Below are 26,487 nucleotides of genomic sequence, written 5' to 3'. Positions count from 1 at the left end.
GGCCACAACTCAAAACCAACCTTTCTTGTCAGACTCTCCGGACAACTCAGTCATCCGTCTCACCTGCCAAGCCCGCAAGTATAGACCACTTTTCCCACACCCGTAGGAGAAAGATGACAAAAAATTGCAATGTATCTTGCCACAGTCGCCTTGCGCCTCCGTCAGCGCTAAGCCGGATAATTCCTCACATATGGCACTTCTCACCTTACTTAATGCTCAACTGGCTTTCGGTCATGTTGCACTGCTAGATCATGCTGGCTTTTCCCTGGAAGCCGGCGAACGCGTCGGATTGATCGGGCGTAACGGTGCTGGAAAGTCATCGCTACTGAAAATCTTGGGCAGTCTTGCCAAGCCCGATGATGGCTCCCTACAAGTCCAACAGGGAGTTCGAATTGCCTACGTTGCGCAGGAGCCGGTCCTAGAGATGGAAGCTAGTGTTTTCGCCGCAGCCTCAGAAGGGCTGCGCGAAGTAGCAGAAATAAGAGATCTTTACCTCTCTGGCGACCCGGGACTGGACCTCAATGCGTTGCAATCGCAGATTGAGGCCTACGACGCTTGGAACTGGGAACAGCGGGTTGAAGAGACCCTGCAGCGACTTCGACTAGATCCCCACTCGATCGTGGGCAACCTATCAGGCGGAACAAAAAAACGAGTCGCTCTTGCGCAGGCATTGGTCGCAAGACCGGATGTTCTGTTGCTGGACGAACCGACCAATCACCTCGATCTGGATTCCATCGAATGGCTGGAAGATCTATTGATTGATTTCAAAGGCAGCGTCATCACGATCACCCACGATCGCTCATTCCTGGACAGAGTAGCCACGCGGATTGTGGAGCTCGATCGAGGGCAACTCCGATCGTATCCGGGAAATTTCGCCCAGTACGTGTTTCAAAAGGGTGAGCAGCTTGCCCAGGAGGCCGTTGTCTCGGCCAAGGCCGACAAGTTGCTCGCTCAAGAGGAAATTTGGGTGCGCAAGGGTGTTGAAGCCCGAAGAACCCGCAGTCAAAGCCGCATCGGGCGCCTTGAGGCCCTGCGAGCTGACCGCAGTGCTCGGAGAGAGGTGCTGGGCAGCGTCAAGATGGATATTGCCTCGGGTGCCCAAAATGGCTATCAAGGCAAGATCGTTGCGGAGTTGTCTGACGTCAGCAAATCTTTCGGAGACAAAGTCATCGTCAAAGGCTTTTCTGGAACGATCCTCCGCGGCGACAAAGTGGGCTTGATCGGCCCCAATGGTGCGGGAAAAACCACTTTGCTCAAGCTCATCCTAGGTGAACTAGCTCAAGATGAGGGCACCGTTCGGCGAGGAAGCAATCTGCAGGTAGCGTACTTTGATCAGATGCGACATGCGATCAACCTCGACGCGACCCTTGAAGACTTCATCAGCCCTGGCAGCGAATGGATCGAGATTGGCAGGCAACGCAAGCATGTCAAAAGTTACCTCAGCGATTTCCTTTTTTCCCCTGCCAGGGCTCACTCACCAGTCCGCTCACTTTCAGGAGGGGAACGCAACCGACTGCTTTTGGCTCGCCTCTTCGCACGTCCTGCCAATGTGCTGGTGCTTGACGAGCCAACGAATGACTTAGATATCGACACGCTGGATCTTCTGGAGGAATTACTTCAGACGTATGACGGCACCGTATTCCTTGTGAGCCATGATCGGACCTTCCTTGACAATGTGGTGACCAGCACCATTGCGTATGAAGGAAACGGGCTCTGGCGGGAATACGAGGGCAGTGTTCAAGACTGGCTGACCCAGTCCCGGCGCAGTGGGCTGCTCAATCCGACGTCTTTGCCACCCTCCAAGGCGGCAGTTGAGCGCAATGACACTGTGGATGCAGAGGAAAAGTCAGCACATCTTCCCAAGAAGAAGTTGAGCTACAAAGAGCAACGGGAGCTTGAACAGCTCCCAACTCAAATTGCCACACTAGAGACAGAGCAACAGTCAATCCAGTCAGCACTGGCTGACGGTTCGTTATATGCCAAAGATGGTGCACGAGCGGCCTCCCTCCATGCAAGGGAGGGAGAGATCGAAAATCAACTGATGATTGCGCTGGAGCGCTGGACAGCTTTGTCGTCCTAACGCCCCGTCTTATTGCGCACCGATACCTAGATGCGATGGTGCAATCGATCGGTTGCACCACGCAGCTTGGCGATCAAAGCCGGTGCAATCTGCGTCAAAGGCAAAACCTCATCTGCAGCGCCATGTGCAATGGCCTCCCGGGGCATACCGAAAACGATGCAACTTGCCTCGTCCTGCACATAGTTGTAACTGCCAGCATCCTTCATCTCGCGCATCGCGGAGGCACCATCATTTCCCATGCCGGTCAACATGATGCCGAAAACGTTACGTCCCGCTACCCCCGCGGCCGACTTGAATAAGACCTCCACCGACGGCTTGTGCCGATTGACAGGAGGACCATCATCCACCACGGCCACATAGTTGGCTCCACTGCGTGCAATATGAAACTGCTTTCCTCCGGGCGCTATGTAGGCATGGCCAGGCAAGATGCGCTCTCCGTTGGCCGCTTCTTTCACTGTGATTTGGCACAACCCATTGAGCCTGGCGGCGAAGCTGGTGGTGAAACCTGGTGGCATGTGCTGAGTGATCACGATCGCCGGTGAGTCTGCTGGCATCTGCATCAGCACTTCGCGGATGGCCTCTGTTCCACCAGTGGATGCACCGATGCAAATCAGCTTTTCCGTCGACAAGCGGCCCAGCAATGTGGTCGTATGCGTCGGAGCATGTCCCCCCTCTACAGAACCAGTTGTTGGAGAGTGCGGACGGGTCGGGCTTTGCACCGGCGCTCTCCGGACCTGTGCGACAGCGGCCACCCGAATCTTCTCAACGATCTGGGTCGCCAATTCATTCAGACCACTGGAAAGGCCGACCCGGGGTTTGGCAACGAAGTCAACCGCTCCCAGTTCGAGCGCCTTCATGGTGACTTCAGCCCCCCTCTCCGTGAGCGTGGAAATCATCACCACGGGCATGGGTCGAAGGCGCATCAGGCGCCCAAGAAAATCAATCCCATCCATGCGCGGCATCTCGACGTCCAGGGTAATGACATCGGGGTTCATTTCGCGAATCATTTCGCGCGCAATCAAAGGGTCGTTGGCGGTGCCGATGCACTCCATGTCCCGCTGGCGATTGATGATTTCGGCCAAAAGACTGCGCACCAACGCCGAATCATCCACAACGATCACCCGGATCTTCCTGCTCATTCCCTCATGTCCTTGTTCATTTCTCAAAAGAGGTCCACTGATCCGCCGGCAGTCGCTTTGGCAACCGTCGCAGCGTTGCCGCGAACTTCCTGCTCCACCAATGTCTCTGGATGCGCATGGGCGAGCCGCTTCACCATCGCTTTTCCTGTCACCGGAAAGAAAACGACTTTGCGTGGATAGATATCGAGCACGTCTTCCGAAACAATCGGGATACGCTCTGTCTGGAGATAGTTGAGCACAAAGTTGGTGTTGCGCTCACCCACATTCATCGTGGTGAAGTTATGCATCACCTGTGCCCCACCAAATATCTTGGCCTGCATGCTTTCCCGGCGAGCTCCAAGTTTCAGCATTTCGTTGATCAGCAACTCCATGGCATACGAGCCATAGCGGCCGGATACATCGGAAGAATCGCCATCGGGGAGCATGAAGTGATTCATACCACCGATCCGGCTACGGCTGTCCCACAGGCAAGCGGCAATGCATGAGCCGAGCACGGTCATGATCACCAGATTCTCATCCGAGACGAAATATTCCCCGGGAAGCACTTTGACCGCATTGTGCTGAAAATGATGATCAAAAAAGAAGAATGAGGCTTCTCCCGGCCGGCGCGCTTGCGCCTTGAGCTCCGGCAATGTTGATTGCTTTGCTGCGGAGGCTGGAGTGCCAGTGTAAATATCGGCACTGAGCGGCGCAATTCGCGGTGCACGACGCCGCTCTACCGTTCCACCATAGGCGGACGGCGGTGCGCCAGACGGAGGGGGAAAGCCAGGGCGGGTATTGGTCATGTGGGCTCTTGCAGAAGACTATCGGTCAACGGCGCTCATACACGGTCTTGCCGCGCAAAGTGAAAAGGTCACGGGACTCGCTGAAGTTTTCAGCATGCCCGACAAAAAGCATGCCGCCTGGTTTCAACACACGATGGATGCGCTCCAGTACCTTGCGCTGGGTGGGGGCATCGAAATAGATCATGACATTGCGGCAAAACACGACGTCGAACGGCTCCCGAAAAGGCCAGTCATCGCGGATGAGATTCACGCTCAGGAAATCGATGCTTCGGCGCAACTCAGGTTTGGCACGCGCAAAACCGGCATTCGACGCCTTGCCCCGCAAAAAGAATCGCTGAAGGCGCTCCGCACTCAGCCCCTTCACACTGTCCAGCCGATACACCCCCTCTGCTGCCGTTGCCAACACGCGGGAGTCGATATCGCTGGCCGTCAACTTGAACGAACCGTTACTGCTCAACGACTCCATGGCCGTCATCACGATGGAATATGGTTCTTCCCCGGTGGATGCAGCGTTGCACCAAACACTCCACGGACCCGCAGGCCGTGTACGCAGGAGATTGGCCAGAATCTCAAAGTGGTGCTGTTCGCGGAAGAACGCCGTCAGGTTGGTCGTGAGCGCGTTCACGAACTCCTGCCACTCCGGGCCATCATGGGTTTCCAGCCAGCTCAGATATTCATGAAAGCTCGTATGCCCGGTATCGCGCAACCGCCGCGACAAACGGCTGTAGACCATTGCATGTTTGCCATCGTGCAAACTGATACCAGCCCGCTGATAAATGAGCGCCTGGACACGTGAAAAATCTGCGTTGGTCCAGACGAATTCTCGCCCTTGGGCCAAGGGTCCCGATGAAGGCGAAACCGCTGGTGATTCCGCCACGCCTCGTGCAGGAGGGAGAGGACTGGAGGTCTGGCGCATGTTGCTTTTCACTTCGAGAGGTCGGTGGTTCACAGGCCAGCGGTTACGGATACAGCCACGTCGATTGATCTCTAAGCCGTTGCGTGGCGGCGAGGTGTCGGCCTTATTCGTTGGCAGAAACCAAACCCATGTCCATACTGGCCATGAGCTTCTCGATATCCAACAGGATGAGCATGCGCTCACCCACCGAGCCCAAGCCGACGATGCAGTTGGTGTCAATGGTGCTCTCCACCTCCGGGGCAACGCGGATCTGGTCCGAGTTCAGTTCCATGACGTCGCTCACCGAGTCCACCACGATCCCGACAACCCGGTTTCGCAGATTCAGGATGATGACCACCGTGAAGCTGTTGTATTCCGCTTTGGAACAGCTGAATTTCAGCCGCATGTCAACGATGGGAACAATGGTGCCGCGCAGATTCGTCACGCCCTTGATGAAGTCTGGCGCATTGGCGATGCGTGTCGGCGGCTCATAGCCGCGGATCTCCTGCACCTTCAGGATGTCGATCCCATACTCCTCTTGATCCAGCCGGAAAGTCAAATACTCCCGGGCGCCAGAGACAGTCGCTTCATTGGTTTTTTCCATCACTCCAGCCATAGGGCTCTCCTTATATCAACGGGTCGCGGGCTCAGTGGCGAGCGCGCCGCACCAAAGCACCTGTGTCCAGGATGAGTGCCACAGTTCCGTCCCCGAGAATGGTGGCGCCGGACACATTGGGCACTTTGCGATAGTTGGTTTCCAGGTTTTTCACGACGACTTGGTGTTGGCCGAGCAACTCATCCACCAACAATGCGACCCGGCTACCGTCCGCCTCAACCACCACCATGATGTTGCTGGACTTGCTTTGATCCAGGCGAGGGACCTGGAATGTTTTCTCCAGGGCGATGACCGGCATATATTCATCCCGCACCTTGACCAGTTGAGATCCTTGCGCGACCGTATTGACATCATCGGGATTGACCTGGAACGACTCCACGACAGAAGACAGCGGAAGGATGTAGACCTCTTCCCCCACTCCCACCGACATGCCGTCCATGATCGCCAGCGTCAGCGGCAACCGCACGGACACGCGCATGCCATACCCTTCGGCAGAATCGATTTCCACCGACCCGTTGAGTGCAGCGATATTCCGTTTCACCACATCCATGCCGACCCCACGCCCGGAGACATCGGTCACTTCATCGGCAGTGGAGAAGCCTGGCGCGAAAATCAGGCCCCACACATCTGCGTCGCTCATCTGATCGGAGACATCCAGCCCACGCTCCCTGGCTTTTCGCATGATTTTTTCGCGCGAGAGTCCTCGACCGTCGTCACGTACTTCAATCACGATGGAGCCGCCTTGATGCGAGGCGGACAACGTGATCGTTCCATGCTCGGACTTCCCTGCAGCAAGCCGGTCAGCAGGCATTTCAATGCCATGGTCGCAGCTGTTCCGAACCAAATGCGTCAATGGGTCGGTGATTTTTTCGACCAAGCTCTTGTCCAGTTCGGTAGCTTCACCCAAGGTGACCATCTCGACTTTCTTGCCCAGCTTGTTGGCCAAGTCTCTGAGCATCCGCGGAAAGCGGCTGAACACGATCGACATGGGAATCATGCGGATCGACATCACGGACTCTTGCAAATCCCGTGTGTTGCGATCCAGATCAGCCAACCCCGCGAGCAACTGCTGATAGGCCCCCGCGTCGAGGCCGCGGCTGTTCTGCGCCAACATGGCCTGGGTGATCACCAATTCGCCGACCAGATTGATCAACTGGTCAACCTTGTTCACTGCCACACGAATGGTGGTGGACTCCATCTGCGCTTGGCTGACCGCCTTGGGCTCCGCAGCGCGGGCTGCGGCTGCAGGCTGCTTGGCAGACGGGGCATCCGACACATTTGCAACGGACACCTCCGTCCGATCGCTCGGCATACCCGGGGACCCATTGAAGAATCCATAGGGTGCTTCCGTGGACACCTCGCCCGCTTGCAGCAGGGCTGCTTCCGGATCAGCTTCCACACTGGCCGAACCGTCTTCTGCACCGATCCTGACCTGGTCTTTCGACACATGGAAGGCGAACAGATCCAGCAGGTCATCGTTGGTGGAAGTGGTCTCGACCGCGAACAGCCGGATACCCTGCTCGTCAGAAGGGACGTCGCGAATGGAGCCGAGGCCGGGAATATCGCGGAACAATTCCTTGATGGCGTCAGCCTGTTCCAAACGCTCCAGCGGACCGATACGGATCTCGAGGGAGCGCGCGCTACCCGGTGCGGCTGCCGCAGCGGGAATGGATGGGGCAGGCGTGACCGGAGCTGGCGCAGGCACAGGAGTCGGCGCTGGCGGCGGTGGGGGGGGGGGCGCCACGGCCGCCACAGGTTCGGCAGGAACATTGCCGGCAGCCAATTCACTGATTCGGCGAACCAGTTCCGCCGTGGATACGGCTTCGCCCTGGCCTCCCGCTTGGTGCCTGGCGAGCAGGCTGCGGGACGCATCGGCAGACTCCAGCAGCACATCCACCATTTGGGGAATGGGCTGCAGTTCATGGCGCCGCAAGCGGTCCAGCAGCGATTCCATTTGATGGGTCAACTCTGCAACATCGGAGAATCCGAAGGTTGCAGCCCCTCCCTTGATGGAATGCGCGCAACGGAAAATACCGTTCAATTCTTCGTCATTGGCCGCACTCAGATCCAGGTCCAGGAGCATGTGCTCCATCTGGTCCAGGTTCTCACCCGCCTCTTCGAAGAAGATCTGATAGAACTGACTGAGATCGAAGTCCGCGCCACCGCCCGCGCCTTCTTGATAGGTATCCGCCATTAGGGGCTCCAGTACTTAGGTTATCTGCACGCGATGGCGTTAGCGAATGACTTTTTGAATCACTTCGATCAAGCGGTTCGGATCGAAAGGCTTCACGAGCCAGCCCGTGGCGCCTGCGGAACGTCCCGCCTGCTTCATCTGGTCGCTCGACTCGGTCGTGAGGATCAGAATGGGAATGGTCTTGAACCGGGGATGCTCACGCAGCTTGCGGGTCAGGCCGATTCCGTCGAGTCTTGGCATGTTCTGGTCGGCCAACACCAGATGGATATCGTGGGTTTCGGCCTTTTCGAGCGCGTCTTGCCCATCTACCGCCTCCACCACGTGGTACCCCGCCCCGGTCAGGGTGAAGGACACCATCTTTCGCATGGACGGTGAATCATCAACGGCAAGAATCGATTGCATGTAGGGCTCCACTCACTTGAATATATAAGGTAACCAGTTACGGGCGCGGGCTCAGAACAGGTCGATTGATCCTGCATCCATTTCGCTCTGCGTGACAGGATTGGGACGGTCGGGGGCCATTTCAGCGAAGGGCGCGGCTTCTTCGCCCTCTTCGGTACCCATGGCTTCGGAGGCCAGGCGGAAAGCGCATCCTTGAAGCACCTTCGTGGTGTGCCAGATCAGTTGGGAGGCCATGTCCTGGAATTGCAGTTCAGTGACGGCACTGCGAAGTGCCGTCCGCAGCGCGGCGAGTTCCGCCGAATCGCCGACCACATCGTCGGTCAACGCACCGTTGGCTTCGCCGAAGCGTGCCAGCAGGTTGTCGGTCGCATGGCTGAGCAGGCCCTCCAGTCGGTGCAGATCATGCATGACGACCAACAAGGAGTCTTGCAATTCTGCAGCAACCATGACTGGCACTTGAACCCCTGGGCCGCCAGGGCTAGTTAGCGTAGATTGCATCGTTTCTCCAGAACTGCAAGCGGCTGCAGGGCAAACAAATTCCAATTCGGCAAGACGCTGGTGGCGGAATCCACTGGCAAAGACGTCCCATGCAAACCATTCTCTCGGCTTTCCTCGATCACCGCCGCACGGGACAAACACCCTTGTTTGTTCCAATATGTATCCTATGATAGCGTTCCCCATGCCATCAGGAGTAACGGATCGACCCTTGCGCATCCTGCATTTAGAAGATTCTGTAGCGGATCATGAGTTGGCTTGCATTACGTTGCGCCGCGCCAACGTGGTGTATGAAATCCACCACGTGGACACACTGACATCGTTCATAGAGCAACTCGATGCAGAGCCTTTCGATCTGATCCTTGCGGACTACCGCCTGCCCGGCTTCACTGCGCTGGACGCTTGGAGTGTGGTGGCGCAGCGGGAGCCCCATCCGCCCTTCGTCTTGCTTTCCGGTGCCATCGGCGAGGCGGCAGCGGTGGATGCGATGCGGCTGGGCATTGCGGACTACCTTCTCAAAGACGACATGGCGAGGCTGCCGCACGTCATTGACCGCGCCATCGAAGTGCACGAGGCTCGGCGCGCGAGGGAGAAAGCCACGGCCGATCTGGCTGCGTCCGAACGGCGGCTGGCAGAACTCACCGAGCATTTGCAAAGCTCGATCGAAAAAGAACGGGCCGCCATTGCCCGCGAGATCCACGATGACATTGGCGGTGCATTGAGTGCCGTGCGCTTCGATGTGGGCTGGATCAGCCGGCATGCCAAGGACGACGGGACGCAAGCCCATGCGGCGGCCGCCACCGAGATGCTGCAGCACGCCATCGAGGCGAGTCAGCGCATCATGATGAATCTGCGCCCACCCATCCTGGACCAGGGCTTGGTGGCCGCCGTGCAATGGCTGGCGGAAAGTTTCGAGCGGCGCACCGGCATTCCCACCCGGGTGCACACGAGCAAGGACACAATCCACGTGGATGCAGCCATTCAGCTGGTGGCTTACCGCACGGCGCAGGAAGCCCTGACCAATGTCTTCAAATATGCCGAAGCACGACAGGTCGGCGTCGACCTGTCGGACAGCGAGGGGGTACTGACACTGGAGGTCACCGACGACGGACGGGGCATGGAGCCTGCCATGCGCGAGAAGCCCAAATCATTCGGTCTCAAAGGCCTTCAAGAACGAGCGCGCACCGTGGGAGGATGGCTCGACATCAGCAGCCATCCCGGCAGCGGAACCGCCGTCATCCTGTCGGTGCCGCTGACACCCCAAAACATTTCAGAGGAGGAGGCACCATGATCCAGGTCGTGCTGTGTGATGACCATGCGGTCCTGCGAAGGGGCATCCGTGACACGCTCTCGGAGGCACCGGACATTCAGGTGACGGGCGAGGCCAGTGGCTACTCCGAGCTGAGGGAGGTATTGCGCACCGCGCCTTGCGACGTGCTGCTGCTCGATCTCAACATGCCCGGTCGCAGCGGCCTGGAAGTGCTCGCCAGCCTTCGCGAGACGGACTCCGCCGTCAAGGTACTGGTCGTCTCGATGTATCCCGAGGATCAATATGCGCTGCGGTGCCTGCGCGCGGGCGCACAGGGCTATGCCAACAAAGCAGGCGACCCGGTGGAGTTGATCGAAGCCGTGCGCACCGTGATGAAAGGCCGCAAGTACCTCACTCCGGAGGTAGCGCAGATGCTGGCGGACAGCCTGGCGCAGCCGAGTCCCGAGTTGCCCCACGAGGCGTTGTCGGAGAGGGAACTGCAAACCCTGGTGAAGATTGCGTCCGGCAAACGCCTGTCAGACATCGCGGAAGAACTGATGCTGAGCCCCAAGACGGTCAGCGTCTATCGGTCCCGCGTGTTGGAAAAACTCAAGCTCACCAACAACGCGGAACTCACGGTGTACGCCATTCGCAACCAGTTGGTCTGAAGGCCTGGCCGCCTAACGCTGTGAAGCGAAAAGATCGATGGATTGCTGCATCAGCGCCATGACGGGCTGCTCGAGCATGGGCAGGGTCGCCGCAATGCCCAGAAGGCCCACGGTCAGCGTCACGGGAAAACCCACCGCATAGATGTTCATCTGCGGCGCCACGCGCGAGATGATGCCCATGGCCATGTTCACGAACAGCAACAGGGCAATCATGGGCAAGGCAATCCAGAGGGCACTGGAAAAAAGCGAAGCGCCCAGATCATGCAATCGCAACTGCCCCAGGGCCTGCATGAAATGACCATTCACAGGAAAACTGTCGAAGCTTTTCACCACCGCCATCAACACCATCAGGTGGCCATTGATGACGACAAAGAGCAGCATGGCCATGTGCCCGAAAAACCGGGCCACGGCACTCACCTGCGTGTTGCTGGAGGGATCGAAGAACGATGCGAAGTTCAGCCCCATCTGCAGGCCGATCACCTCGCCCGCCAGTTCCACCGCCGTGAACACCAGGCGCACCGCAAAGCCAATGGCGGCCCCCACGGCCAGTTGCTGGGCCACGGCACCCAGAGCCTCGCGCCCGTTGATGTTGATGATGGGCTGATCCGGCAGGGCGGCCTGCGCGCAAACCGAAATGAGGAAGGCCAAGCCGATCTTGGCCCGCATCGGGATCACGCGCATGGAGAACACCGGCGCCACCATGAACATGGCCAGGATGCGCAGGAAAGGCCAGAGGATCGGTGACAGCCAAGCCACCAGTTGGGCCTCTGAAAACGTGATCACGACACGACCGACGGGATGGATTCGATGGTTCTGCGGATGAAGTCCACGAGCGAAGTGATCATCCAGGGGCCGGCGATGGCGAACACCACCATGGCGGCAATCAGCTTGGGCACGAAGGCGAGCGTGGCCTCATTGATCTGCGTGACAGCCTGAAAGATGCTGACGAGCAGCCCCACCACCATGACCACGCCCAGCACCGGCATCGAAATCATCAGCAGCAAAGTCAGGGCGTCTCGCCCCATCGTCAAAACCATTTGCGAGGTCATGCGCACTCCTCAGGTGGCGAAACTGGCGGCCAGGGAGCCGATCAGCAGATTCCAGCCGTCCGCCAGCACGAACAGCATGAGCTTGAACGGCAATGCGACCAGCACAGGCGACAGCATCATCATGCCCAGGGACATCAGGATGCTGGAAACCACCATGTCGATGACCAGGAACGGAATGAAGATCATGAACCCGATCTGGAACGCCGATTTAAGCTCGCTGGTCACAAATGCCGGCACCAGCACGCGCAGGGGCGCGGTTTCCGCCGTGGCCCCTGCATCGAGCTTGGCCAGGCGGGCGAACAGGGCGAAGTCGGACTGGCGCGTCTGCTTGAGCATGAAGCCGCGCATGGGGGCCTCCGCCCTCTCCAGCGCCTGCTCGAACGTGATGGTGTTCGCGGTGTAAGGCACGTAGGCGTCCTGGTACACGCGATCGAAGGTGGGCCCCATCACGAAGAACGTGAGAAACAGCGACAGACCCACGATCACCTGGTTCGGCGGTGCCGACTGGGTGCCGATGGCCTGGCGCAGCAGTGACAGCACGATCACGATGCGGGTGAAGCCCGTCATCATGAGCAGCACTGCCGGCAAAAATGACAGGGCCGTGAAGAACAGCAGCGTCTGAATGGGCACCGAAAAGCTCGCGCCCGCGTTGCCCGAACCGACCAGCACGGGCAACGAACCCGGTGCCGCTTGTGCAAGTGCCGCCGGAGCGAAAACCGTGGCGGCAACCGCCAACGCCCACCCGCTCCAGGCGCGCCGGCGATCAGCCATGGGGCGCCTCTTGCCCCCGCAACTTGGCTGCGGCCACCTCATCGGCAAAGGACGGCGCAGGAATCGCGCCCCGGGGCGCTCCGGCAGGCACGGAAGGGTCGATCACATGCAGGCAACGGATCTGCTGCGCCGTGACCCCCAGGACCAGCCAGGTCCGCTGGTGCTCCGGCCCCACTTCCACCGTGATCACGCGTTGCTGTGGCCCGATGCCCACGGTGGAGACCACCTTGGAGGCGGCGCTCGCCGCCGCTCCCGGCCCGCCGCCCTGGCGTTGCTGCATGCGCCGGATCCACCAAGGCAGCGTGGCAATGGCCGCCACGAAGAGCACGACGATGACCAGCGTCTGCGTCATGTTGCCGCCCGCGCTATCCACGGCTGACCCTTCGCAGGCGTTCCGAAGGCGTGACCACATCGGTCAGGCGGATACCGAACTTGTCGTTCACCACCACCACCTCGCCCTGGGCAATGAGATAGCCATTGACCAGCACGTCCATGGGCTCGCCAGCCAACGCGTCCAGTTCGACCACCGAGCCTTGTGCCAGTTGGAGGATGTACTTGATCGGCACCTTGGTCCGGCCCAGCTCCACCGACAGCTGCACCGGAATGTCCAGCACCATGTTGATGTCGTTGACCGGAGAGTCCGAGTTGGCCGAGAAAGGCCGCACCGGGTCGCCAGCCAGGGGGCCACCCTGGTCCGCTGCAGGCTCGTCCGTTCGCTTTTGCTCCTCCAGCGCCTCGGCCCAGCCAGCAAACGGATCGTCTGCGCTGGCGTCCTTGTTGTCGTTGTCGCCTTCAGTTGACATTCTTTTCTCCCAGCCAGCTCAGATCGGAATTGCGCAGGCATTCCTCGATCCGGATGGCGTATTTCGCGTTGTGCGTGCCGTACTGGCACTCAAAAATGGGCACGCCTCCGATGGAGGCACGGATGCGGGGTTCACGGTCGAGTTCGATGAAATCGCCGGGCTTCATGGCCAGCAACTGCTCCACCGTGGCATCGGCCTTGGCCAGTTCCGCCACCAGCGTCACCTCGGCGGCCTGGATTTCCCGCGTGAGCACGCGCACCCACCGACGGTCCACTTCGATGGAGTCGCCCTGCGTGGACGAATACAGCACATCGCGGATGGGCTCCAGCGTCGCATAGGGCATGCAGATATGAATCGCGCCGGACAGATCCCCGATTTCCAGTTGGAAAGCCGTGGAGACCACGATTTCGCTGGGGGTCGCGATGTTGGCGAACTGGGGCTGCATTTCCGAACGCTGGTACTCCAGTTCGAGCGGATAGATGCCGTGCCATGCCTTCTTGTATTCGGCACAGATCACATCGACCAGGCGGTTGATGACCCGCTGCTCGGTCGGGGAAAAATCCCGCCCTTCGATGCGGGTCTGGAACTTGCCGACGCCGCCATACAGCGTGTCGATGATGCCGAACACCAGGGACGGCTCGCACACGATCAGTCCGCTGCCACGCAGCGGACGGATGGCAACGATGTTGAAGTTGGTCGGCACCGCCAGCTCACGCAGGAAAGCGCTGTAACGCTGCACCGACACCGTGCCCACCGAGATTTCCGGGCTGCGCCGGATGAAATTGAACAGGCCGATGCGGAAGTTGCGCGCGAACCGCTCGTTGACGATTTCCATCGTCGGCATCCGGCCGCGCACGATGCGCTCCTGGCTGGAGATGTCGTAATTGCGGACCGCTCCGGTCTCGGCCACTTCCTCGACCGACTTCTGGCTCTCACCCGTGACACCCTCCAAAAGGGCATCGACCTCTTCCTGCGACAGAAATGAATCACTCATGGCAGTCTCCTGTCGCCGTCACTGGATGATGAAACTGGAGAAAAGGACTTGCCGCACAGGATTCGTATCAGCGGCAGGCTTGGCACGCGGTGCCTCTTCTTCGTCCTCCACCTCCTGGCTGGCGGGGCGCTTGCGGGGCTTGGGCACCGTGTATCCCAAGGGCTTGGAGACTTCGCGCCGGATGTCGGTCGCCAGTTTTTCCTTGCCTTCGCGGCCCAGCAACTCCTCGGAGGTGCGCTGCGACACCAGCATCAGGATGGCGCTGCGGATGCTCGGCAGGTAGAGCTTGACCTGCTCTGCCGTTTTCGCATCGGCCAGTTCCAGAGTGAGACCGATCTGGGCGAATCGCTCTCCACCAGTATCGGCCAGGTTCACGACCATGTTGTCGATGGGCAGGAAGGTGGGTGCCACCTTGGGCGCTGCCGGAGCGTGGGGGCGGGCCTCCGCGCCCTCTTCGTCTTCGGCGTGGCTGCGGCTGCTCATGATGAACCAGGCCGCGCCTGCACCAGCGATGACCAGCAGGGCAACGACCACACCGATGATGAGCATCTTCTTGCTCTTGGCCTTGGGTGGCGCTGCGGCGGCAGGATTGGCAGACACGTTGGGATTCCTTGCGCAACAAATTCAGGACAGGGCGGCACAGCGAGGGCCGCACAGGCGGCACACCTCATTCGATGTCCCCATTATTGGGCGTCCCGGCTTTCGATAATAGCCAGAATAAAAGCCCAAAACCATGGCTTTCAGCCTCCTAGGGCGGCGCTTCGTCCAGAACCGATGCGGGATGCCGGCCCACCCGGACATGCCGCCCGCGGCCATTCTTCGGCCCGGTGCGCCTGGGCCGGCTCGCGTTCAGGCAAAGACGTCCAGCGCGCGGGCGGAACCCGAGGGGCTCTTCACGGCCAAGCCCGCTCCCGAGCCCACGCCGGCGGCGGCCTGCACCTGGGCGTGCCGTGCCGGTCCGTCGCGGTCCGAAGCGGGGCGGCGGCCGTCGCTGCCCGAAGCCCCTGCACCGTCGCTACCCGACTGCCCCACGGTGACACCGGACAACTCCAGCCCCTCGCTGCGCAACAGATCCCGCAGTTGCGCCGCGCTGGAGTCCAGCCATTCGCGGGTGTTGGCTTGGTCACTGCGGAACGTGACATGCGCTTCATTGCCCGACAGCGACACCATGACCTCCACGGGCTGGCCTTCACGATCGATGGTGAGTTCGGCGTTCTGTGTTTTCTGGTGCACCCAGTAGGCGACCTGTTCGGCGATCTGGTCCTCCACCCCCACCTGGGATGGGTCGGCCAGCACACCTGAGCCATCGTTGGCCACCGGCGCGTCGCTCAGGGAAAAGCCCATTCCGGACTCCGCTCCGGAAGCGCCACCCCGTGACGATTGCCCATCGGAGGCCCCGGACTCCATGCCACGCTCCGAAGAGCGCAACGCCACCGCTTCGGCCAGCGCGCCAGCGACCGGCACAGCCGCACCCAGGGCATCCTGCGGTGCCCGCGCCAATGCCGGCCCCCCGGCGGCGCCCGCTCCATCGCGCCGGTCCGGCGCCAAGGCAGCGACCGCTGCGGTCAATGCGCCAGGCATCTCTGCCGAAGCCGGCTTCCTGTCTTCCTTGCCCAGCGCATTGCGCAGGCCGGCAGCACCCGTTCCTGCCGCGGATGGGTCCACGCCCAAACCGGCAGCGGAGGAACCCGCAGCCGCCGAAAGGCGCGCCTGAAGGCCCTTATGAGGCGTGCTGCCAGGGACCACCGGTGCAGCCGCATCGGACAGATCCGTTGCACGGTCCATCCAGGCCGTCTGTCCGACCAGGCTGCCCGAGTCCATCAGGCCGTTGAATCCATTGGCCCAGGCGCCCGTTCCCGCGTTGTCGCCCAACACCCGGCCCAGCGGTTGGCCCAGCATGCCCTGCTGCGCACCAGCCTGTGCCAGGATCTGCCCCTGGCCTTGGGGCAGCTGGGTAGGAAACTGCCCCCCCTGCAGCGCCGCCAGTGCGGCAGGGTCCAACGGCAGTGCACCGGCTTCGCCGGCCTGCAGCCAGATGGCCTGGGCCGCGCTTGGATCGGCCGGCAGGGCCCCTGCGGTGCCATCCCCGAATGCAGTGGTATCCATGGCGGCCAGCAGCAGGGAGAAGCCACCCTGCCCCGCGGCCTGCTGCGTAGCATCCTGCGCTGAGCTGGCCTTGCCGGCGGCACGCGCGCCGCGCGTCTCGTGGGTCGTGTGCGAGCTGTTGATGCGTGTCGGTTCCATGTTCACCACTCCTTCGGCCCCTGCTGGCCCTGGGTTGCGTTTTCCTTGCCGAATTGCAGCGCAGCGCGCTCATCGGTTTGCTTCTGATCGCGACGCGCCTGGAGCTTGTCCATCTCGCGGCGCCGTTTCTCGACCACTTTCCTCAATGCCGACAGCCGCAACTCGGCCGCCAGCACGGCACGGGTGGCATGTTCCACGCGCCCGGCCTGATCGCCCACCACCCCGGTCTGCAGGCCGACCGCATGGGCGAGCCGGTCCATGAACTGGTAGTGGTGGTACATGACTTCGGGCTTGACGGTGGTGTCGGCCTGCGCGCCCCAGCGTCCCTGGGTTTCCAGCGCGTAGCCTTCCAGTTGCTGCAGTTGGGCCTGCGATGCCTGGCGCGCGCGCTGCGCGTCCTGCAGCACCTGCCGCGCCTCGTCGCGCTTGCGCTCGGCCATTTCGACGGCCACCAGAAAAGCATTCAGCGAAGACATGGTCGGTTCACCCCTGGCCCATCAATGGTTGAGCACCGCGCCCATGAAGCCCAGGCTTTCGCCCATGGGCGCCGCTTCGAACATGTTCTGCTGCAAAAAGTCCGCCATGGCGGGCTGCAGCCGGATGGCTTCGTCCAGCGCCGGGTCGGAGCCGCTCATGTAGGCGCCCACCTGGATCAGGTCACGGCTCTTCTGGTAGCGCGAATACACCGCGCGGAACCGCCGGGCCAGTTCGAAATGCTCCCGCGACACCACGTTGTGCATCACGCGCGAGGCCGACTGCTCGATGTCGATGGCCGGAAAGTGCCCCGTTTCCGCCAGCGCGCGGGACAGCACGATGTGCCCGTCCAAGATGGCGCGCGCCGCATCGGCGATCGGGTCCTGCTGGTCATCGCCTTCGGACAGCACTGTGTAGAAGGCCGTGATGGAGCCCACCCCGTGCAATCCGTTGCCGCTGCGCTCCACCAGCGCAGGCAGCTTGGCAAAGCAGCTGGGCGGGTAACCCTTGGTGGCGGGCGGCTCGCCGATGGCCAGCGCGATCTCGCGCTGCGCCATGGCATAGCGGGTGAGCGAATCCATCAGCAGCAGCACATGCTTGCCCCTGTCGCGAAAGTGCTCCGCAATCGCCGTGGCGTACGCGGCGCCCTGCATGCGCAGCAGCGGCGGCGCATCGGCGGGCGCCGCCACCACGACGGCGCGACCCCGGTCTTCCTCTCCGAGGATGTCTTCCACGAATTCCTTGACCTCGCGGCCACGTTCGCCAATCAGGCCGACGACGATCACGTCGGCCTGCGTGTAGCGCGCCATCATCCCCAGGAGCACGCTCTTGCCCACGCCCGAGCCGGCGAACAGCCCCAGGCGCTGGCCGCGCCCCACGGTGAGCAGGGCGTTGATGGCACGCACGCCCGTGTCCAGGGTCTCGCGCACGGGATCGCGGTCCATGGCGTTGATCTGGCGCCGGTCCATGGGCTCGGAATTCACGTTGACCACGGCACCGCCATGGTCCAGCGGAATGCCCTGGGAATCGATCACGCGCCCCAGCAGCCCGTCACCCATCGGCAGCCGCAGCACGCCGGCGGCCGGCGATGGCCGGGCGTCCTCGCCGAGCCTCGGCTGGGGCACATATGCCGCCGCAGGCACCACGCTGGCCCCGCTGGACAGCCCGTGGATGTCCCCCGCCGGCATCAGGAAAGCGCGGTCGGCCGAGAACCCGACGACCTCCGCCAGCACCGGCTCGTGGCCAGGCATCTGCACCATGCACTGCGACCCCACGGGCACGCGGATGCCAACGGCCTCCAGGACCAGCCCCGTCAATCGGGTGAGCGTGCCGCGGGTTTCCAGGGGCGCGCCCTGCGCGACACGGGCCCGCGCATCCGCCATGAAACGGCCCCAGGCCGTGTCCGCCGGGCTCTGGACATCAGCCCCAGCGGGTGCATCCGGCAACAGCGAAGTTTCAGGGAGGGTGTCAGCCATGGGCCTTCTCCCCTTCGGCATCCCAGGCGGACGCCAGGCCCAGCGCGGCGATCGCACGCTCCCAGCGCCGGCCCAGCGAGCCATCGATCACCGTCCCGGCCGACTCCACGAAGCAATCGCCTGCGGCCACGGCCGCATCGGGCAGCCACTGCACCTTGGCCCCCGCATAGGCTTCGCCCAGCGGTTTTTCAAGCACCTCCCAGTCGGCGGGATTCATGCGCACCGTGGCCGGGCGGCCTTCGGCGATCAGCATCCCCAGGGCTTCGCGCACCACGGGCAGCAAGGCCTGCGGCTGGCTCGACAATTCCTGGCGGATCACCTGGCGGGCGATGTCGCAGGCCAGCTGCAGCACTTCCTGCGCGACATGCTGCTGCATGTGGACGAGGCTGGCCTGGGCGGCCTGCACCACCTGGTCCATCCGCTGCGCGACCTCCTGGCCCTGGCCGGCGATGTAGTCGTCCATGCGCTGCTGCCATTCCAGCCCGGCCTTTTCCTCGCCATGGGCTTGGCCCTGCTCGAAGCCCTCCTGCCGCGCCGCTTCCAGGGCGCTCAGGTGCGTGGCCTCGTCGAAGACGACCGGCAGGGGTTCCGGTTCGGGCTCTGGCGCCGGGGGCAGCAGATCCGATCCGTCCACGGCGCCGAACTGCCACTGGGTCACCTCCCCGACCTCTTCGCTGGGGATGAACCGCGTGTAGCTGCGCGGGTTATACGAATGCGTCATCACCGCCGCCTCCGATCACGATCTGGCCTTCATCCGACAGGCGGCGAACGGTCTTGAGGATTTCCTTTTGCTGGGCCTCGACTTCGGACAGCCGCATCGGGCCACGCGACTCCAGGTCTTCGCGCATGGCCTCGGCGGCGCGCGACGACATGTTGGCCAGGAATTTCTCGCGCAGCTCGGGCACGGCGCCCTTGAGCGCCACGATGAGCGTTTCGGACGCCACTTCCTTGAGCACGGTCTGAATCGCACGGTCGTCGAGCTTGGCCACGTCGTCGAAGACGAACATCTTGTCCATGATCTTCTGGGCCAGGTCGGGGTCGTAGCCCCGGATCGACTCCAGCACCACGCTGTCCATGTTGGAGCCCAGCAGGTTGATGATCTCGGCCGCCGCCTTGACGCCGCCCAGCGAGCTCTTGCGGATCTTGTCGCCCCCCGCCAGCACCTTGAACAGCACCTCGTTGAGGTCCTTGAGCGCAGTGGGCTGGATGCCCTCCAGCGTGGCCACGCGCAGCAGCACCTCGCTGCGCTGGCGGTCGGTGAGCTGCATCAGCACGGCGGCGGCCTGCTCGGAATCCAGGTGCACCAGGATGGCGGCGACGATCTGCGGGTGCTCGTTGCGCAGCAACTCGGCCACCGACAGCGGGTCCATCCACTTCAGGCTTTCGATACCGGAAACGTCGCCGCCCTGGAGAATCCGGTCGATCAGCAACGCGGCCTTGTCGTCGCCCAGCGCGCGCTTGAGCACCGAGCGCACGTAGTTGCTGGTGTCGGACACCAGCAAGCTCTGCGCCGCGGCGTCGCCGGAGAAGCGGTTGATGACCGAATCGACCTTCTCGCGCGAAACCGAGCGCATGCGGGCGATGGTCTCGCCCAGTTTCTGCACTTCCTTCGGCGACAGATGCTTGAAGACCTCGGCGGCTTCCTCTTCGCCGAGGGACATCAGCAAAATCGCAGCATCGTTCAGGCCTTGGTCATCCATGGAAAGCTCGTGGTTTCATGCGTCGGTGGGAAATCATCGCACGGCGCCGCGTCACGACTCGCCGTTGACCCACGTCTTGAGGATATTCGCCACAGCCATCGGGTTCTCCTTGGCCAGCACACGGGCCTCTTCCAGGCGCAGTTGCTCGGGCGTCTGGGCGACCTCCTCGGGCTTGGACGGCGCGGCCAGCGCCGGGCGCTGCGGCTCTTCCGCCTCGATGGCGTCGAGCTGGCCGCCCTGGGCCACCGGAATCGCCCGGGGCTTGCCCATGCCCTTGATGGCGGGGCGCACCAGGCCGAGCAGTACCATGGCCGCGAACAGGGACATGCCCACGGGCCAGCCCAGGCTCTTGGCCAGTTCGATCATCTCGGGCTGCTTCCACAGCGGCAGGTCCACCACGGGCGTGGAATCGACCAGGAACGGCGTGTTCATGAGGTTCACCGAGTCGCCACGCTCCTTGTTGAAGCCGATGGTTTCGCGCACCAGCGCCGTCATCTGCTCCAGTTGCTCGGGCGACAGGGCCTTGTTGGTGGGCGCCTTGCCCGCGGCTTCCGCCACGGCCTGGTAATTCACCACCACCGCCGCGCTCACGCGCTTGAGGGCGCCGCTGCCGCCGCGCGTCACGCGGACGGTCTTGTCCACTTCGTAGTTGGTGATGGATTCGCGCTTGCTGCCCGTGCCCTGCGCGCCCTGCTGACCGGCGGCCGTCGGTGCGGGGTTGGCGCCATTGATGGGCGCGGTCGAAGGCTGGGGCGGCTGGTTGCTGGTGGCGCCGGGCACGCCGCTGGGCGGCTGGGCGCCCTGGGTGCCGGCGCTTTCCACGACCTGCTGGCTGCGCACGGCGCTGGCGTCGGGCGTCTGGTTGGGGCGGTGCTGCTCGGAGGTGGATTCGGTCTGGCTGAAATCGACCTCGGCCGTCACCTGCGCCTTGACGTTGTTCTTGCCCACCACCGGCTCCAGGATGTCCAGGATGCGGCGCGTGTACTGCTGCTCGATCTGCTGCACGTAGCTCAGCTGCTGTGCGTCCACGCCCGAACCGGCGGCCGTGTCGGGGGACTGCGACAGCAGCTTGCCGGTATCGTCCAGCACGCTCACGGCGGAGGGCGACAGCTCCGGCACGCTGGAGGCCACCAGGTGCACGATCCCGGCCAGTTGCGTGCGGTCCAGGAAACGGCCGGGGAACAGGCTCAGCAGCACCGACGCGGAAGGCTTTTGCTGCTCGCGGAAGAACCCGTTCTGGTTGGGCAGTGCCAGATGCACGCGTGCGCTTTGCACCGAAGACAGCGCCTGGATCGAGCGGGTCAGCTCGCCCTCCAGGCCGCGCTGGAAGTTCAGCCGCTCCTGGAACTGGGTGACGCCGAACCGGTTCGTCTCCATCAGCTCAAAGCCCGTCACCGAGCCCTTGGGCAAGCCCTGGGTGGCCAGGCGCAGGCGCACGTCGTGCACGCGCTCGGCCGGAATCAGGATGGCGCCGCCGCCCTCGGCATATTTGTAGGGCACGTTCATCGTGGACAGCTGGGCCACGATGGCACCGCCATCCTTGTCGCTCAGGTTGGCGAACAGCACCCGGTAGTCCGGCTGGCGGCTGAAGACCACCGCGGCGACCACGGCAGCGATCAGCAAGACCATGCCTGCGCCCAGGCGCATCCGCTGGCCCCGTTCGAGCGCGGAAAACCGCTGCATCCACGAGGGGTTGGCGGGACTGATGACAGGGACTTCAGCAACTGCGGACATGGTGCTTTCCAAAAGGTCCGACCCGGCAGAGGGTTGGCGTGGGGCGATTATTGGACGAGCCCCTTGCCGACGTAGCCGAGATAAGGCCGTCGTTTCACCATCTATTCCCCAGGATGGCGCAGCGCCGGCCCCCTAGGATTGCACCATCCCGCCATTCCTTCGGACACAGCCATGGACCTCCGCATATCAAGCCCCACCACGCCACTTGCAGGCGCTGGCCTTGCGCGCCGTGCCGCGGCACCGCAGGACTCGCAGGAAGTGGGGTTTTCCTCGGCGCTCAAGGGCGCGCTGCAGTCGGTCAGCGCCTCCCAGAACCGGGCGGCCGACCTGCAAAAGGAAGTGCAGATGGAAAACCCGGCCGTGAGCCTGGAAGAAACCATGGTGGCGATCCAGAAGGCCCAGATCGGCTTTCAGGCCACGCTGCACGTGCGCAACCGCATGGTTCAGGCCTACACCGACATCATGAACATGCAGGTTTGACGCCAGCCTGCAATATCGAATCCATCATTTGCTATTATTTTTACAGCGAAATGCCCTAGTGCTTATTGCACTGGAAGGCCATTTGACTGGTAATTCCTTGCACCGCTGCGGTTGATACAGCCGCGCCGCATGGGCTTTCGATTCACTGCACCGCCCGCCTCAACCCCTCTCGGCGGCGGCGCCGATCCTGAAAACAACACTGCCGAAGGCGCACTGCGCGCCAGCCTGCTGGCCGCCACCGCTCGCTGCACTGCGCGATGGCGCCGCTTGGCACTGGCCGGGCAGGCAGCCCGGCGAGGGAACGCCCCCCGCCCTCCTCAATGCATCATCTGCGGTTGGCGCTCCAGCAAATGCTCGAACTGCGACAGCCAGGGTTCCGCCAGGCAGCGGATCTGGGCATCGTTGCTCAGGATGCGCTGCATGATGCGCGTCTTTTCACGGCGGTGCTCCGGCAGCAGATCGTGCTCCTGGGCCTTGAATCGCAGTTGCTCGATGAGCACCGCGCAGGCGCCTTCGTAGCGAACCACGCCGTCCCAATCCTTGAGCTTGGCAGCCTCCAGCATCTTGGCGCTGCTGTCTTCGATGGCTTTGTAGTAATCGATGAGCATTTCAGACATTCTTAGTTTCTCCCACCGGAGGCCGAAGGACGGCCGCCGGCACCGATCTCGCCCCAACCCTGCGCCACCGGCACGATCAGGTTGACCACTTCTTCCACCAGGGTGACGTCGTTGCGCAGGTTGGCCATGGTGAGCCGGCCCACGCAGTAGTCATACAGGGCCCGCAGATTGGCAGCCAGTTCACCACCCTGGGCGGGATTGAGCGCTCCCTTGAGGCCCTCTTCGATGATGCGCACGGCCTTGCCCAGTTGACGGCCCTTTTCCTCCACATCGCCGCGCTGCATGGAGCCGCGGGCCGCGTTGAGCGACTGCACCAAGCCGTCGAACAACATCTGGATCAATTGATGGGGCGAGGCGCCATCCACACTGGATTGCACACCGACCTGCCGATAGACCGAGGCGGCGCGGGAACTGACTGGCGTGTACATCGAGAACTCCTTCATGCTACTTACATTCAATATCGGCAGATCAAGAAGGAACTCAAGGACATTTACGAGGTGTTTTGGCGTTCTGGCAGGGTGGCGCAACGGCGAGTGAACCCAGGGTTCAAGCCGGCCGCGCGGCGGCGGCGGGCTCGGACACCGGGCTTACTTGTTCCACTGGGCGACCTGCTGCGTGATGTAGCTGTTGAGGGCCGAGAGACTGCCCATCTGGGTGTCCAGCGCGGTGTATTGCGCGCGCATGCGCTTTTCCAATACGGCCGCGCGGTTATTCACCTTTTCCTGGTCGGACGTGTTGCGCTTGACTTCCAGGTCGAGGGCGTCGGACTTGTTGTTCATGAGGCCGTCCAGCGACAGCAGTCCAGAGGTGAACGACTTCATGCGAACGGCAGCGCCAGTGCCCGTGCCGCCCGAGGCCGGGTCGGACGCGAACAGCTGCTTGAGCGTGTCGGGCGTTTTCAGCGCGTTGTCCAGCTTGGTGTTGTCCACCGTCAGCTTGCCGCCGCGCTGCACTTCCAGGCCGATGTCGGAGAGCGTCTGCAAGGCAGACGTACCGCCGACTGCGGCACCGATGGCCGCCCGCAGCGAGTTCTGCAGCCCGACCGCCGTGCTGTCGCCCTGCAGCACGCCCTTGGTCTTGCTCTCGCTGTCGTATTTGGTCGAGGAACCCAGCAGGTCATTGACGGCGTTGTAGGCATCCACGAAATCCTGGATGTTCTTCTTCATCGTGGCGGTATCGGCCTTCACCCCCATCTCCACGTCGGTCGTGGTCACTTGCGACACCGTCAGGGTCAACCCGGGAATGGCTTCGGTGAACGTGTTGTCCTTGGACGTCACGCTGATGCCGTTGATCTTGGCCTGCGTGTTCTGTGCGTACTGGATGGTATTGGCCGCCAGACCCACTCCCGGGGAGTTTTGCGGATCGAAGGCGAGCTTGGAGAGGCCCGGCGCCGCCGGATCTTCCGCCACCTGCACGCGAAAGCCCGACTCTTGCCCGGTGGTCTTGGAACGCAGCAGGAGCCGCTCCCCGGAGGCATCGCGCAACACGGTGGCCGTGACGCCGGCGTCGCCCTCGTTGATCTTGGCGGCGATGTTCGTGATCGTGTCGGTCGCGCTGACCGAGACATTGATCGGCTTGGAGGACCCCACGCCGAAAGTCGGTGGATTCGCAGTGGAATCCCAGGTGCCCAACTGGATGGTCATCGTGCCTGCGCCAATGACAGAGTCCTTGGCGACGGCGGTAGAAGCATTCGATTGCGCGCGGGCCAGTTGCTGCACGCTCACACCGAAAGACGATGCGCTGGCAATTCCCGACACCGTGGCCGTGACGGCCGCACTGTTGGAAGAGCTGACCGCCATGCCGTTCCATGCGCTGTCCCGGGTCAGCTTGGCCGCGGCGTCCGACAAGGTCGAGAGCAGCGACTTCACCTGGGAGAACGTGGAAATCTTGGTCTGGATGGTGTCCGCTTTGGCTTGCAGCTGAACGAGGGGCTGCTTTTCCAGCGCCACCGTCTTGGTGACGATGGTTTCGACGTCGAGCCCGCTGCCAATGCCTATCGAGGTAATACCCATTTTGGTCTCCCAGGCAGCCGGGGCCGCCATCAACAATCAATACACGATTGTGGCGAGAATCGCTTCGATCTAAAAGCAGGAAAAGCGGCGACAGGAGTGGCCCTGTCGCCGCTTAAAAGGGTTCGGACCGCTCCGATCCCCCTTTTTAAGCCACTGATCAACCACGCAGCAGAGACAGAACGCCCTGTGGCAGCTGGTTGGCCTGTGCCACCATCGCGGTGCCGGCCTGTTGCAGGATCTGCGTGCGCGACAGGTTCGCCGTTTCCTTGGCGAAGTCGGCGTCCACGATCCGGCCACGCGATGCCGACAGATTCTCGGCCTGAATGTCGATGTTACCCACCGAGTTCTCGAAGCGGCTTTGCAGAGCGCCGAGGTCGGCACGTGCGGAGTTCACCTGATCGATCGCGCTGTCGATCTTCTTCAGGGAAACCCATGCGTCCTTCTGCGTCGCGACGGTCACGGTATCGATGCCCTTCTTGGCGGTGCCGGTGGCGGCCGCGAGCGTCGGGGCGGCGAAGCCCGTGTTCGCCACGGAGAAGCCGGTGGTGCCGCCGAAGGTGATGGTTTCCGGCACGGGAGGCGTTGCACTGTTCAGCTTGGACGAAGCGAACTCCAGGTCGTACGTGCCGTCGTCCTTCTTGGTCAGGAAGGCGGTCACACCGGTGTCGGCGGACTTGTTGTTGATTGCGGAAACCACTTGGCCCAGGCGTTCCACACCAGAACCGGCAGCCTTGATTTCGCCCAGATCGATGGCGGATGCCGAGCCCACCTGGATCGTCAGGCCACCGGCAGCGATCTTGGTGCCGAAGCCCGTGACCGTCGTGTCGGAAGCATTCAGGGAGGTCACGCTGCCCGTGGAGTACTCGATGTTCGACAGGCCCGCAGCCGACGAATTGGTCAGGGCGCCGACGGTGATGTTTTCACCGGAGTTGGCACCGACCTGGAACAGGGCGCCAGCAAAGCTGCCGTCCAGGATCTTCTGGCCGTTGAAGCTGGTTTGCTTGGCGACGCGGTCGATTTCGTCGGTGAGCTGCTTCACTTCGGACTGCAGTGCAGCGCGGTCCTTGGTGCTGTTGGTGGCATTGCTGGCCTGCACCGACAGTTCACGCATCCGTTGCAGCATGTCGCCGACCTTGCCCAGGGCGCCTTCTGCCGTCTGGGCCAGCGAGATGCCGTCGTTGGCGTTGCGGGCTGCCACGGTCAGACCCTTGATCTGGGTGTTCATGCGCTCGGCGATCGACAGGCCGGCGGCATCGTCCTTGGCGCTGTTGACGCGCAGGCCGGAAGACAGGCGCTGCATCGAGGTGGTGAGAGAGTTCGCAGACATGCCCAGATTGCGCTGTGCGTTGAGCGAAGCAATATTGGTGTTGATGGTAGAGGCCATTGAAATGCTCCTTGGTAACTTAAATTCCGGCTAGACCGCCGATCACAACGCTGACCCCCATGGCCAGCTGCCAAGACCGGGGCGGCAGTCACGTGAACCCATCCATCGCTTGCCGGTCAACAAATTCGCTTGAACCTGTTGGTTAGGTTATCGGGCAGGCCCTGGAGAACTTGAGCGTCTCCACGCAAAAAAATCGACTTTCCCCGGCACCGCCCGGGTCAGCCACC

Annotated in this window: 28 protein-coding genes; 4 read left to right on the top strand and 24 right to left on the bottom strand. The window is 62.2% G+C overall.

Features of this window, described 5'->3' with window-relative positions; genetic code table 11:
* Nucleotides 1–190 precede the first annotated feature (190 nt).
* Nucleotides 191–2,080 (top strand): ATP-binding cassette domain-containing protein, encoded by a 1,890-nt coding sequence (locus AVTE2539_RS24720; protein WP_284414753.1) that lies wholly within the window; start codon nucleotides 191–193, stop codon nucleotides 2,078–2,080.
* Between the two features lie 26 nt (nucleotides 2,081–2,106).
* Here the strand turns inward: AVTE2539_RS24720 and AVTE2539_RS24715 are convergent, their stop codons facing one another.
* The 7 genes from AVTE2539_RS24715 to AVTE2539_RS24685 form a co-directional block, all read right to left on the bottom strand.
* Nucleotides 2,107–3,219: a protein-glutamate methylesterase/protein-glutamine glutaminase gene (locus AVTE2539_RS24715; RefSeq protein WP_284414751.1), complete on the bottom strand. Its 1,113-nt coding sequence runs from the start codon at nucleotides 3,217–3,219 to the stop codon at nucleotides 2,107–2,109.
* Between the two features lie 23 nt (nucleotides 3,220–3,242).
* A complete protein-coding gene (gene cheD, locus AVTE2539_RS24710; protein WP_284414749.1) occupies nucleotides 3,243–4,004 on the bottom strand; it encodes a chemoreceptor glutamine deamidase CheD in 762 nt (253 codons plus the stop codon).
* Between the two features lie 25 nt (nucleotides 4,005–4,029).
* Nucleotides 4,030–4,920 carry a CheR family methyltransferase gene (locus AVTE2539_RS24705; RefSeq protein ID WP_272569819.1) on the bottom strand — a complete coding sequence of 297 codons (891 nt, stop codon included), beginning with the start codon at nucleotides 4,918–4,920 and terminating at the stop codon, nucleotides 4,030–4,032.
* A 103-nt stretch (nucleotides 4,921–5,023) separates the two neighbouring features.
* The gene (locus tag AVTE2539_RS24700; RefSeq protein ID WP_272550831.1) at nucleotides 5,024–5,515 is read right to left on the bottom strand and encodes a chemotaxis protein CheW; all 492 of its coding nucleotides are present in this window, start codon (nucleotides 5,513–5,515) and stop codon (nucleotides 5,024–5,026) included.
* A gap of 31 nt (nucleotides 5,516–5,546) precedes the next feature.
* Nucleotides 5,547–7,709, bottom strand: coding sequence for a chemotaxis protein CheW (locus tag AVTE2539_RS24695; RefSeq protein ID WP_284414747.1), 2,163 nt, complete (start codon nucleotides 7,707–7,709; stop codon nucleotides 5,547–5,549).
* A 39-nt stretch (nucleotides 7,710–7,748) separates the two neighbouring features.
* Nucleotides 7,749–8,111, bottom strand: a complete 363-nt coding sequence (locus AVTE2539_RS24690; protein WP_092745705.1) for a response regulator — start codon at nucleotides 8,109–8,111, stop codon at nucleotides 7,749–7,751.
* A 51-nt stretch (nucleotides 8,112–8,162) separates the two neighbouring features.
* On the bottom strand, nucleotides 8,163–8,609 hold the full coding sequence (locus tag AVTE2539_RS24685; RefSeq protein ID WP_272565370.1) for a hypothetical protein: 447 nt from the start codon (nucleotides 8,607–8,609) through the stop codon (nucleotides 8,163–8,165).
* A 166-nt stretch (nucleotides 8,610–8,775) separates the two neighbouring features.
* Between AVTE2539_RS24685 and AVTE2539_RS24680 the strand changes: the two genes are divergently transcribed.
* Both AVTE2539_RS24680 and AVTE2539_RS24675 read left to right on the top strand, forming a co-directional pair.
* Nucleotides 8,776–9,897: a hybrid sensor histidine kinase/response regulator gene (locus AVTE2539_RS24680; protein WP_502868979.1), complete on the top strand. Its 1,122-nt coding sequence runs from the start codon at nucleotides 8,776–8,778 to the stop codon at nucleotides 9,895–9,897.
* Nucleotides 9,894–10,523: a response regulator gene (locus AVTE2539_RS24675; protein ID WP_284414743.1), complete on the top strand. Its 630-nt coding sequence runs from the start codon at nucleotides 9,894–9,896 to the stop codon at nucleotides 10,521–10,523. The genes AVTE2539_RS24680 and AVTE2539_RS24675 overlap by 4 nt, the downstream gene beginning before the upstream one ends.
* Before the next feature lie 12 nt (nucleotides 10,524–10,535).
* On the opposite strand, the gene fliR is transcribed toward AVTE2539_RS24675, so the two are convergent.
* The 13 genes from fliR to fliF all read right to left on the bottom strand — a co-directional run bounded on the left by fliR (nucleotide 10,536) and on the right by fliF (nucleotide 21,767).
* A complete protein-coding gene (fliR, locus tag AVTE2539_RS24670) occupies nucleotides 10,536–11,306 on the bottom strand; it encodes a flagellar biosynthetic protein FliR (protein ID WP_272565373.1) in 771 nt (256 codons plus the stop codon).
* Complete coding sequence (fliQ, locus tag AVTE2539_RS24665; RefSeq protein ID WP_272565375.1) at nucleotides 11,303–11,572, bottom strand: flagellar biosynthesis protein FliQ; 270 nt, start codon at nucleotides 11,570–11,572, stop codon at nucleotides 11,303–11,305. Before fliQ ends, fliR begins: the two co-directional genes overlap by 4 nt.
* Before the next feature lie 9 nt (nucleotides 11,573–11,581).
* Entirely contained in the window at nucleotides 11,582–12,343 is a 762-nt protein-coding gene (gene fliP, locus AVTE2539_RS24660; RefSeq protein ID WP_284407475.1) for a flagellar type III secretion system pore protein FliP, read from the bottom strand.
* Complete coding sequence (locus AVTE2539_RS24655; protein WP_284414741.1) at nucleotides 12,336–12,695, bottom strand: FliO/MopB family protein; 360 nt, start codon at nucleotides 12,693–12,695, stop codon at nucleotides 12,336–12,338. The genes fliP and AVTE2539_RS24655 overlap by 8 nt, the downstream gene beginning before the upstream one ends.
* A gap of 13 nt (nucleotides 12,696–12,708) precedes the next feature.
* The gene (gene fliN, locus AVTE2539_RS24650) at nucleotides 12,709–13,146 is read right to left on the bottom strand and encodes a flagellar motor switch protein FliN (RefSeq protein ID WP_284407477.1); all 438 of its coding nucleotides are present in this window, start codon (nucleotides 13,144–13,146) and stop codon (nucleotides 12,709–12,711) included.
* A complete protein-coding gene (gene fliM / locus AVTE2539_RS24645) occupies nucleotides 13,136–14,140 on the bottom strand; it encodes a flagellar motor switch protein FliM (protein WP_272565382.1) in 1,005 nt (334 codons plus the stop codon). The genes fliN and fliM overlap by 11 nt, the downstream gene beginning before the upstream one ends.
* Before the next feature lie 18 nt (nucleotides 14,141–14,158).
* Complete coding sequence (locus tag AVTE2539_RS24640; RefSeq protein ID WP_272565383.1) at nucleotides 14,159–14,740, bottom strand: flagellar basal body-associated FliL family protein; 582 nt, start codon at nucleotides 14,738–14,740, stop codon at nucleotides 14,159–14,161.
* Nucleotides 14,741–14,989: 249 nt separating this feature from the next.
* Complete coding sequence (locus AVTE2539_RS24635; protein WP_284414739.1) at nucleotides 14,990–16,384, bottom strand: flagellar hook-length control protein FliK; 1,395 nt, start codon at nucleotides 16,382–16,384, stop codon at nucleotides 14,990–14,992.
* A gap of 2 nt (nucleotides 16,385–16,386) precedes the next feature.
* On the bottom strand, nucleotides 16,387–16,860 hold the full coding sequence (gene fliJ, locus AVTE2539_RS24630; RefSeq protein WP_284414737.1) for a flagellar export protein FliJ: 474 nt from the start codon (nucleotides 16,858–16,860) through the stop codon (nucleotides 16,387–16,389).
* Between the two features lie 21 nt (nucleotides 16,861–16,881).
* A complete protein-coding gene (gene fliI / locus AVTE2539_RS24625) occupies nucleotides 16,882–18,240 on the bottom strand; it encodes a flagellar protein export ATPase FliI (protein ID WP_284414762.1) in 1,359 nt (452 codons plus the stop codon).
* Nucleotides 18,241–18,325: 85 nt separating this feature from the next.
* Nucleotides 18,326–19,054, bottom strand: a complete 729-nt coding sequence (locus AVTE2539_RS24620) for a FliH/SctL family protein (protein WP_284414736.1) — start codon at nucleotides 19,052–19,054, stop codon at nucleotides 18,326–18,328.
* Entirely contained in the window at nucleotides 19,038–20,033 is a 996-nt protein-coding gene (gene fliG, locus AVTE2539_RS24615) for a flagellar motor switch protein FliG (RefSeq protein ID WP_272565391.1), read from the bottom strand. Before fliG ends, AVTE2539_RS24620 begins: the two co-directional genes overlap by 17 nt.
* 51 nt (nucleotides 20,034–20,084) lie before the next feature.
* Nucleotides 20,085–21,767: a flagellar basal-body MS-ring/collar protein FliF gene (fliF, locus tag AVTE2539_RS24610; protein WP_284402654.1), complete on the bottom strand. Its 1,683-nt coding sequence runs from the start codon at nucleotides 21,765–21,767 to the stop codon at nucleotides 20,085–20,087.
* A 171-nt stretch (nucleotides 21,768–21,938) separates the two neighbouring features.
* Here fliF and fliE point away from each other — a divergent pair, with 171 nt between their 5' ends.
* The gene (gene fliE / locus AVTE2539_RS24605; protein ID WP_272565395.1) at nucleotides 21,939–22,247 is read left to right on the top strand and encodes a flagellar hook-basal body complex protein FliE; all 309 of its coding nucleotides are present in this window, start codon (nucleotides 21,939–21,941) and stop codon (nucleotides 22,245–22,247) included.
* Between the two features lie 317 nt (nucleotides 22,248–22,564).
* On the opposite strand, the gene AVTE2539_RS24600 is transcribed toward fliE, so the two are convergent.
* The 4 genes from AVTE2539_RS24600 to AVTE2539_RS24585 form a co-directional block, all read right to left on the bottom strand.
* Nucleotides 22,565–22,864, bottom strand: a complete 300-nt coding sequence (locus tag AVTE2539_RS24600; RefSeq protein WP_092745692.1) for a flagellar protein FliT — start codon at nucleotides 22,862–22,864, stop codon at nucleotides 22,565–22,567.
* 2 nt (nucleotides 22,865–22,866) lie between these two features.
* Nucleotides 22,867–23,292: a flagellar export chaperone FliS gene (gene fliS, locus AVTE2539_RS24595; RefSeq protein WP_272565397.1), complete on the bottom strand. Its 426-nt coding sequence runs from the start codon at nucleotides 23,290–23,292 to the stop codon at nucleotides 22,867–22,869.
* Between the two features lie 159 nt (nucleotides 23,293–23,451).
* Complete coding sequence (fliD, locus tag AVTE2539_RS24590; protein WP_284414733.1) at nucleotides 23,452–24,876, bottom strand: flagellar filament capping protein FliD; 1,425 nt, start codon at nucleotides 24,874–24,876, stop codon at nucleotides 23,452–23,454.
* A 157-nt stretch (nucleotides 24,877–25,033) separates the two neighbouring features.
* Complete coding sequence (locus AVTE2539_RS24585) at nucleotides 25,034–26,260, bottom strand: flagellin (protein ID WP_284402652.1); 1,227 nt, start codon at nucleotides 26,258–26,260, stop codon at nucleotides 25,034–25,036.
* Nucleotides 26,261–26,487: the final 227 nt, after the last annotated feature.

Origin of the sequence: Acidovorax sp. SUPP2539 (genome assembly GCF_030158975.1) — a bacterium.
Taxonomy (GTDB): Bacteria; Pseudomonadota; Gammaproteobacteria; order Burkholderiales; family Burkholderiaceae_C; genus Paracidovorax.
The sequence above is the reverse complement of the archived record's forward strand: the minus strand, read 5'-3'. Positions and strand labels throughout refer to the sequence as shown.

Excerpts from the sequence above, each read along its gene's own strand:
- AVTE2539_RS24720 (WP_284414753.1), top strand. The coding sequence starts at position 191 with ATGGCACTTCTCACCTTACTTAATGCTCAACTGGCTTTCGGTCATGTT.
- AVTE2539_RS24715 (WP_284414751.1), bottom strand. The coding sequence starts at position 3,219 with ATGAGCAGGAAGATCCGGGTGATCGTTGTGGATGATTCGGCGTTGGTG.
- cheD (WP_284414749.1), bottom strand. The coding sequence starts at position 4,004 with ATGACCAATACCCGCCCTGGCTTTCCCCCTCCGTCTGGCGCACCGCCG.
- AVTE2539_RS24705 (WP_272569819.1), bottom strand. The coding sequence starts at position 4,920 with ATGCGCCAGACCTCCAGTCCTCTCCCTCCTGCACGAGGCGTGGCGGAA.
- AVTE2539_RS24700 (WP_272550831.1), bottom strand. The coding sequence starts at position 5,515 with ATGGCTGGAGTGATGGAAAAAACCAATGAAGCGACTGTCTCTGGCGCC.
- AVTE2539_RS24695 (WP_284414747.1), bottom strand. The coding sequence starts at position 7,709 with ATGGCGGATACCTATCAAGAAGGCGCGGGCGGTGGCGCGGACTTCGAT.
- AVTE2539_RS24690 (WP_092745705.1), bottom strand. The coding sequence starts at position 8,111 with ATGCAATCGATTCTTGCCGTTGATGATTCACCGTCCATGCGAAAGATG.
- AVTE2539_RS24685 (WP_272565370.1), bottom strand. The coding sequence starts at position 8,609 with ATGCAATCTACGCTAACTAGCCCTGGCGGCCCAGGGGTTCAAGTGCCA.
- AVTE2539_RS24680 (WP_502868979.1), top strand. The coding sequence starts at position 8,776 with ATGATAGCGTTCCCCATGCCATCAGGAGTAACGGATCGACCCTTGCGC.
- AVTE2539_RS24675 (WP_284414743.1), top strand. The coding sequence starts at position 9,894 with ATGATCCAGGTCGTGCTGTGTGATGACCATGCGGTCCTGCGAAGGGGC.
- fliQ (WP_272565375.1), bottom strand. The coding sequence starts at position 11,572 with ATGACCTCGCAAATGGTTTTGACGATGGGGCGAGACGCCCTGACTTTG.
- fliP (WP_284407475.1), bottom strand. The coding sequence starts at position 12,343 with ATGGCTGATCGCCGGCGCGCCTGGAGCGGGTGGGCGTTGGCGGTTGCC.
- AVTE2539_RS24655 (WP_284414741.1), bottom strand. The coding sequence starts at position 12,695 with ATGACGCAGACGCTGGTCATCGTCGTGCTCTTCGTGGCGGCCATTGCC.
- fliN (WP_284407477.1), bottom strand. The coding sequence starts at position 13,146 with ATGTCAACTGAAGGCGACAACGACAACAAGGACGCCAGCGCAGACGAT.
- fliM (WP_272565382.1), bottom strand. The coding sequence starts at position 14,140 with ATGAGTGATTCATTTCTGTCGCAGGAAGAGGTCGATGCCCTTTTGGAG.
- AVTE2539_RS24635 (WP_284414739.1), bottom strand. The coding sequence starts at position 16,384 with ATGGAACCGACACGCATCAACAGCTCGCACACGACCCACGAGACGCGC.
- fliJ (WP_284414737.1), bottom strand. The coding sequence starts at position 16,860 with ATGTCTTCGCTGAATGCTTTTCTGGTGGCCGTCGAAATGGCCGAGCGC.
- fliI (WP_284414762.1), bottom strand. The coding sequence starts at position 18,240 with ATGGCGGATGCGCGGGCCCGTGTCGCGCAGGGCGCGCCCCTGGAAACC.
- AVTE2539_RS24620 (WP_284414736.1), bottom strand. The coding sequence starts at position 19,054 with ATGACGCATTCGTATAACCCGCGCAGCTACACGCGGTTCATCCCCAGC.
- fliG (WP_272565391.1), bottom strand. The coding sequence starts at position 20,033 with ATGGATGACCAAGGCCTGAACGATGCTGCGATTTTGCTGATGTCCCTC.
- fliF (WP_284402654.1), bottom strand. The coding sequence starts at position 21,767 with ATGTCCGCAGTTGCTGAAGTCCCTGTCATCAGTCCCGCCAACCCCTCG.
- fliE (WP_272565395.1), top strand. The coding sequence starts at position 21,939 with ATGGACCTCCGCATATCAAGCCCCACCACGCCACTTGCAGGCGCTGGC.
- AVTE2539_RS24600 (WP_092745692.1), bottom strand. The coding sequence starts at position 22,864 with ATGTCTGAAATGCTCATCGATTACTACAAAGCCATCGAAGACAGCAGC.
- fliS (WP_272565397.1), bottom strand. The coding sequence starts at position 23,292 with ATGTACACGCCAGTCAGTTCCCGCGCCGCCTCGGTCTATCGGCAGGTC.
- fliD (WP_284414733.1), bottom strand. The coding sequence starts at position 24,876 with ATGGGTATTACCTCGATAGGCATTGGCAGCGGGCTCGACGTCGAAACC.
- AVTE2539_RS24585 (WP_284402652.1), bottom strand. The coding sequence starts at position 26,260 with ATGGCCTCTACCATCAACACCAATATTGCTTCGCTCAACGCACAGCGC.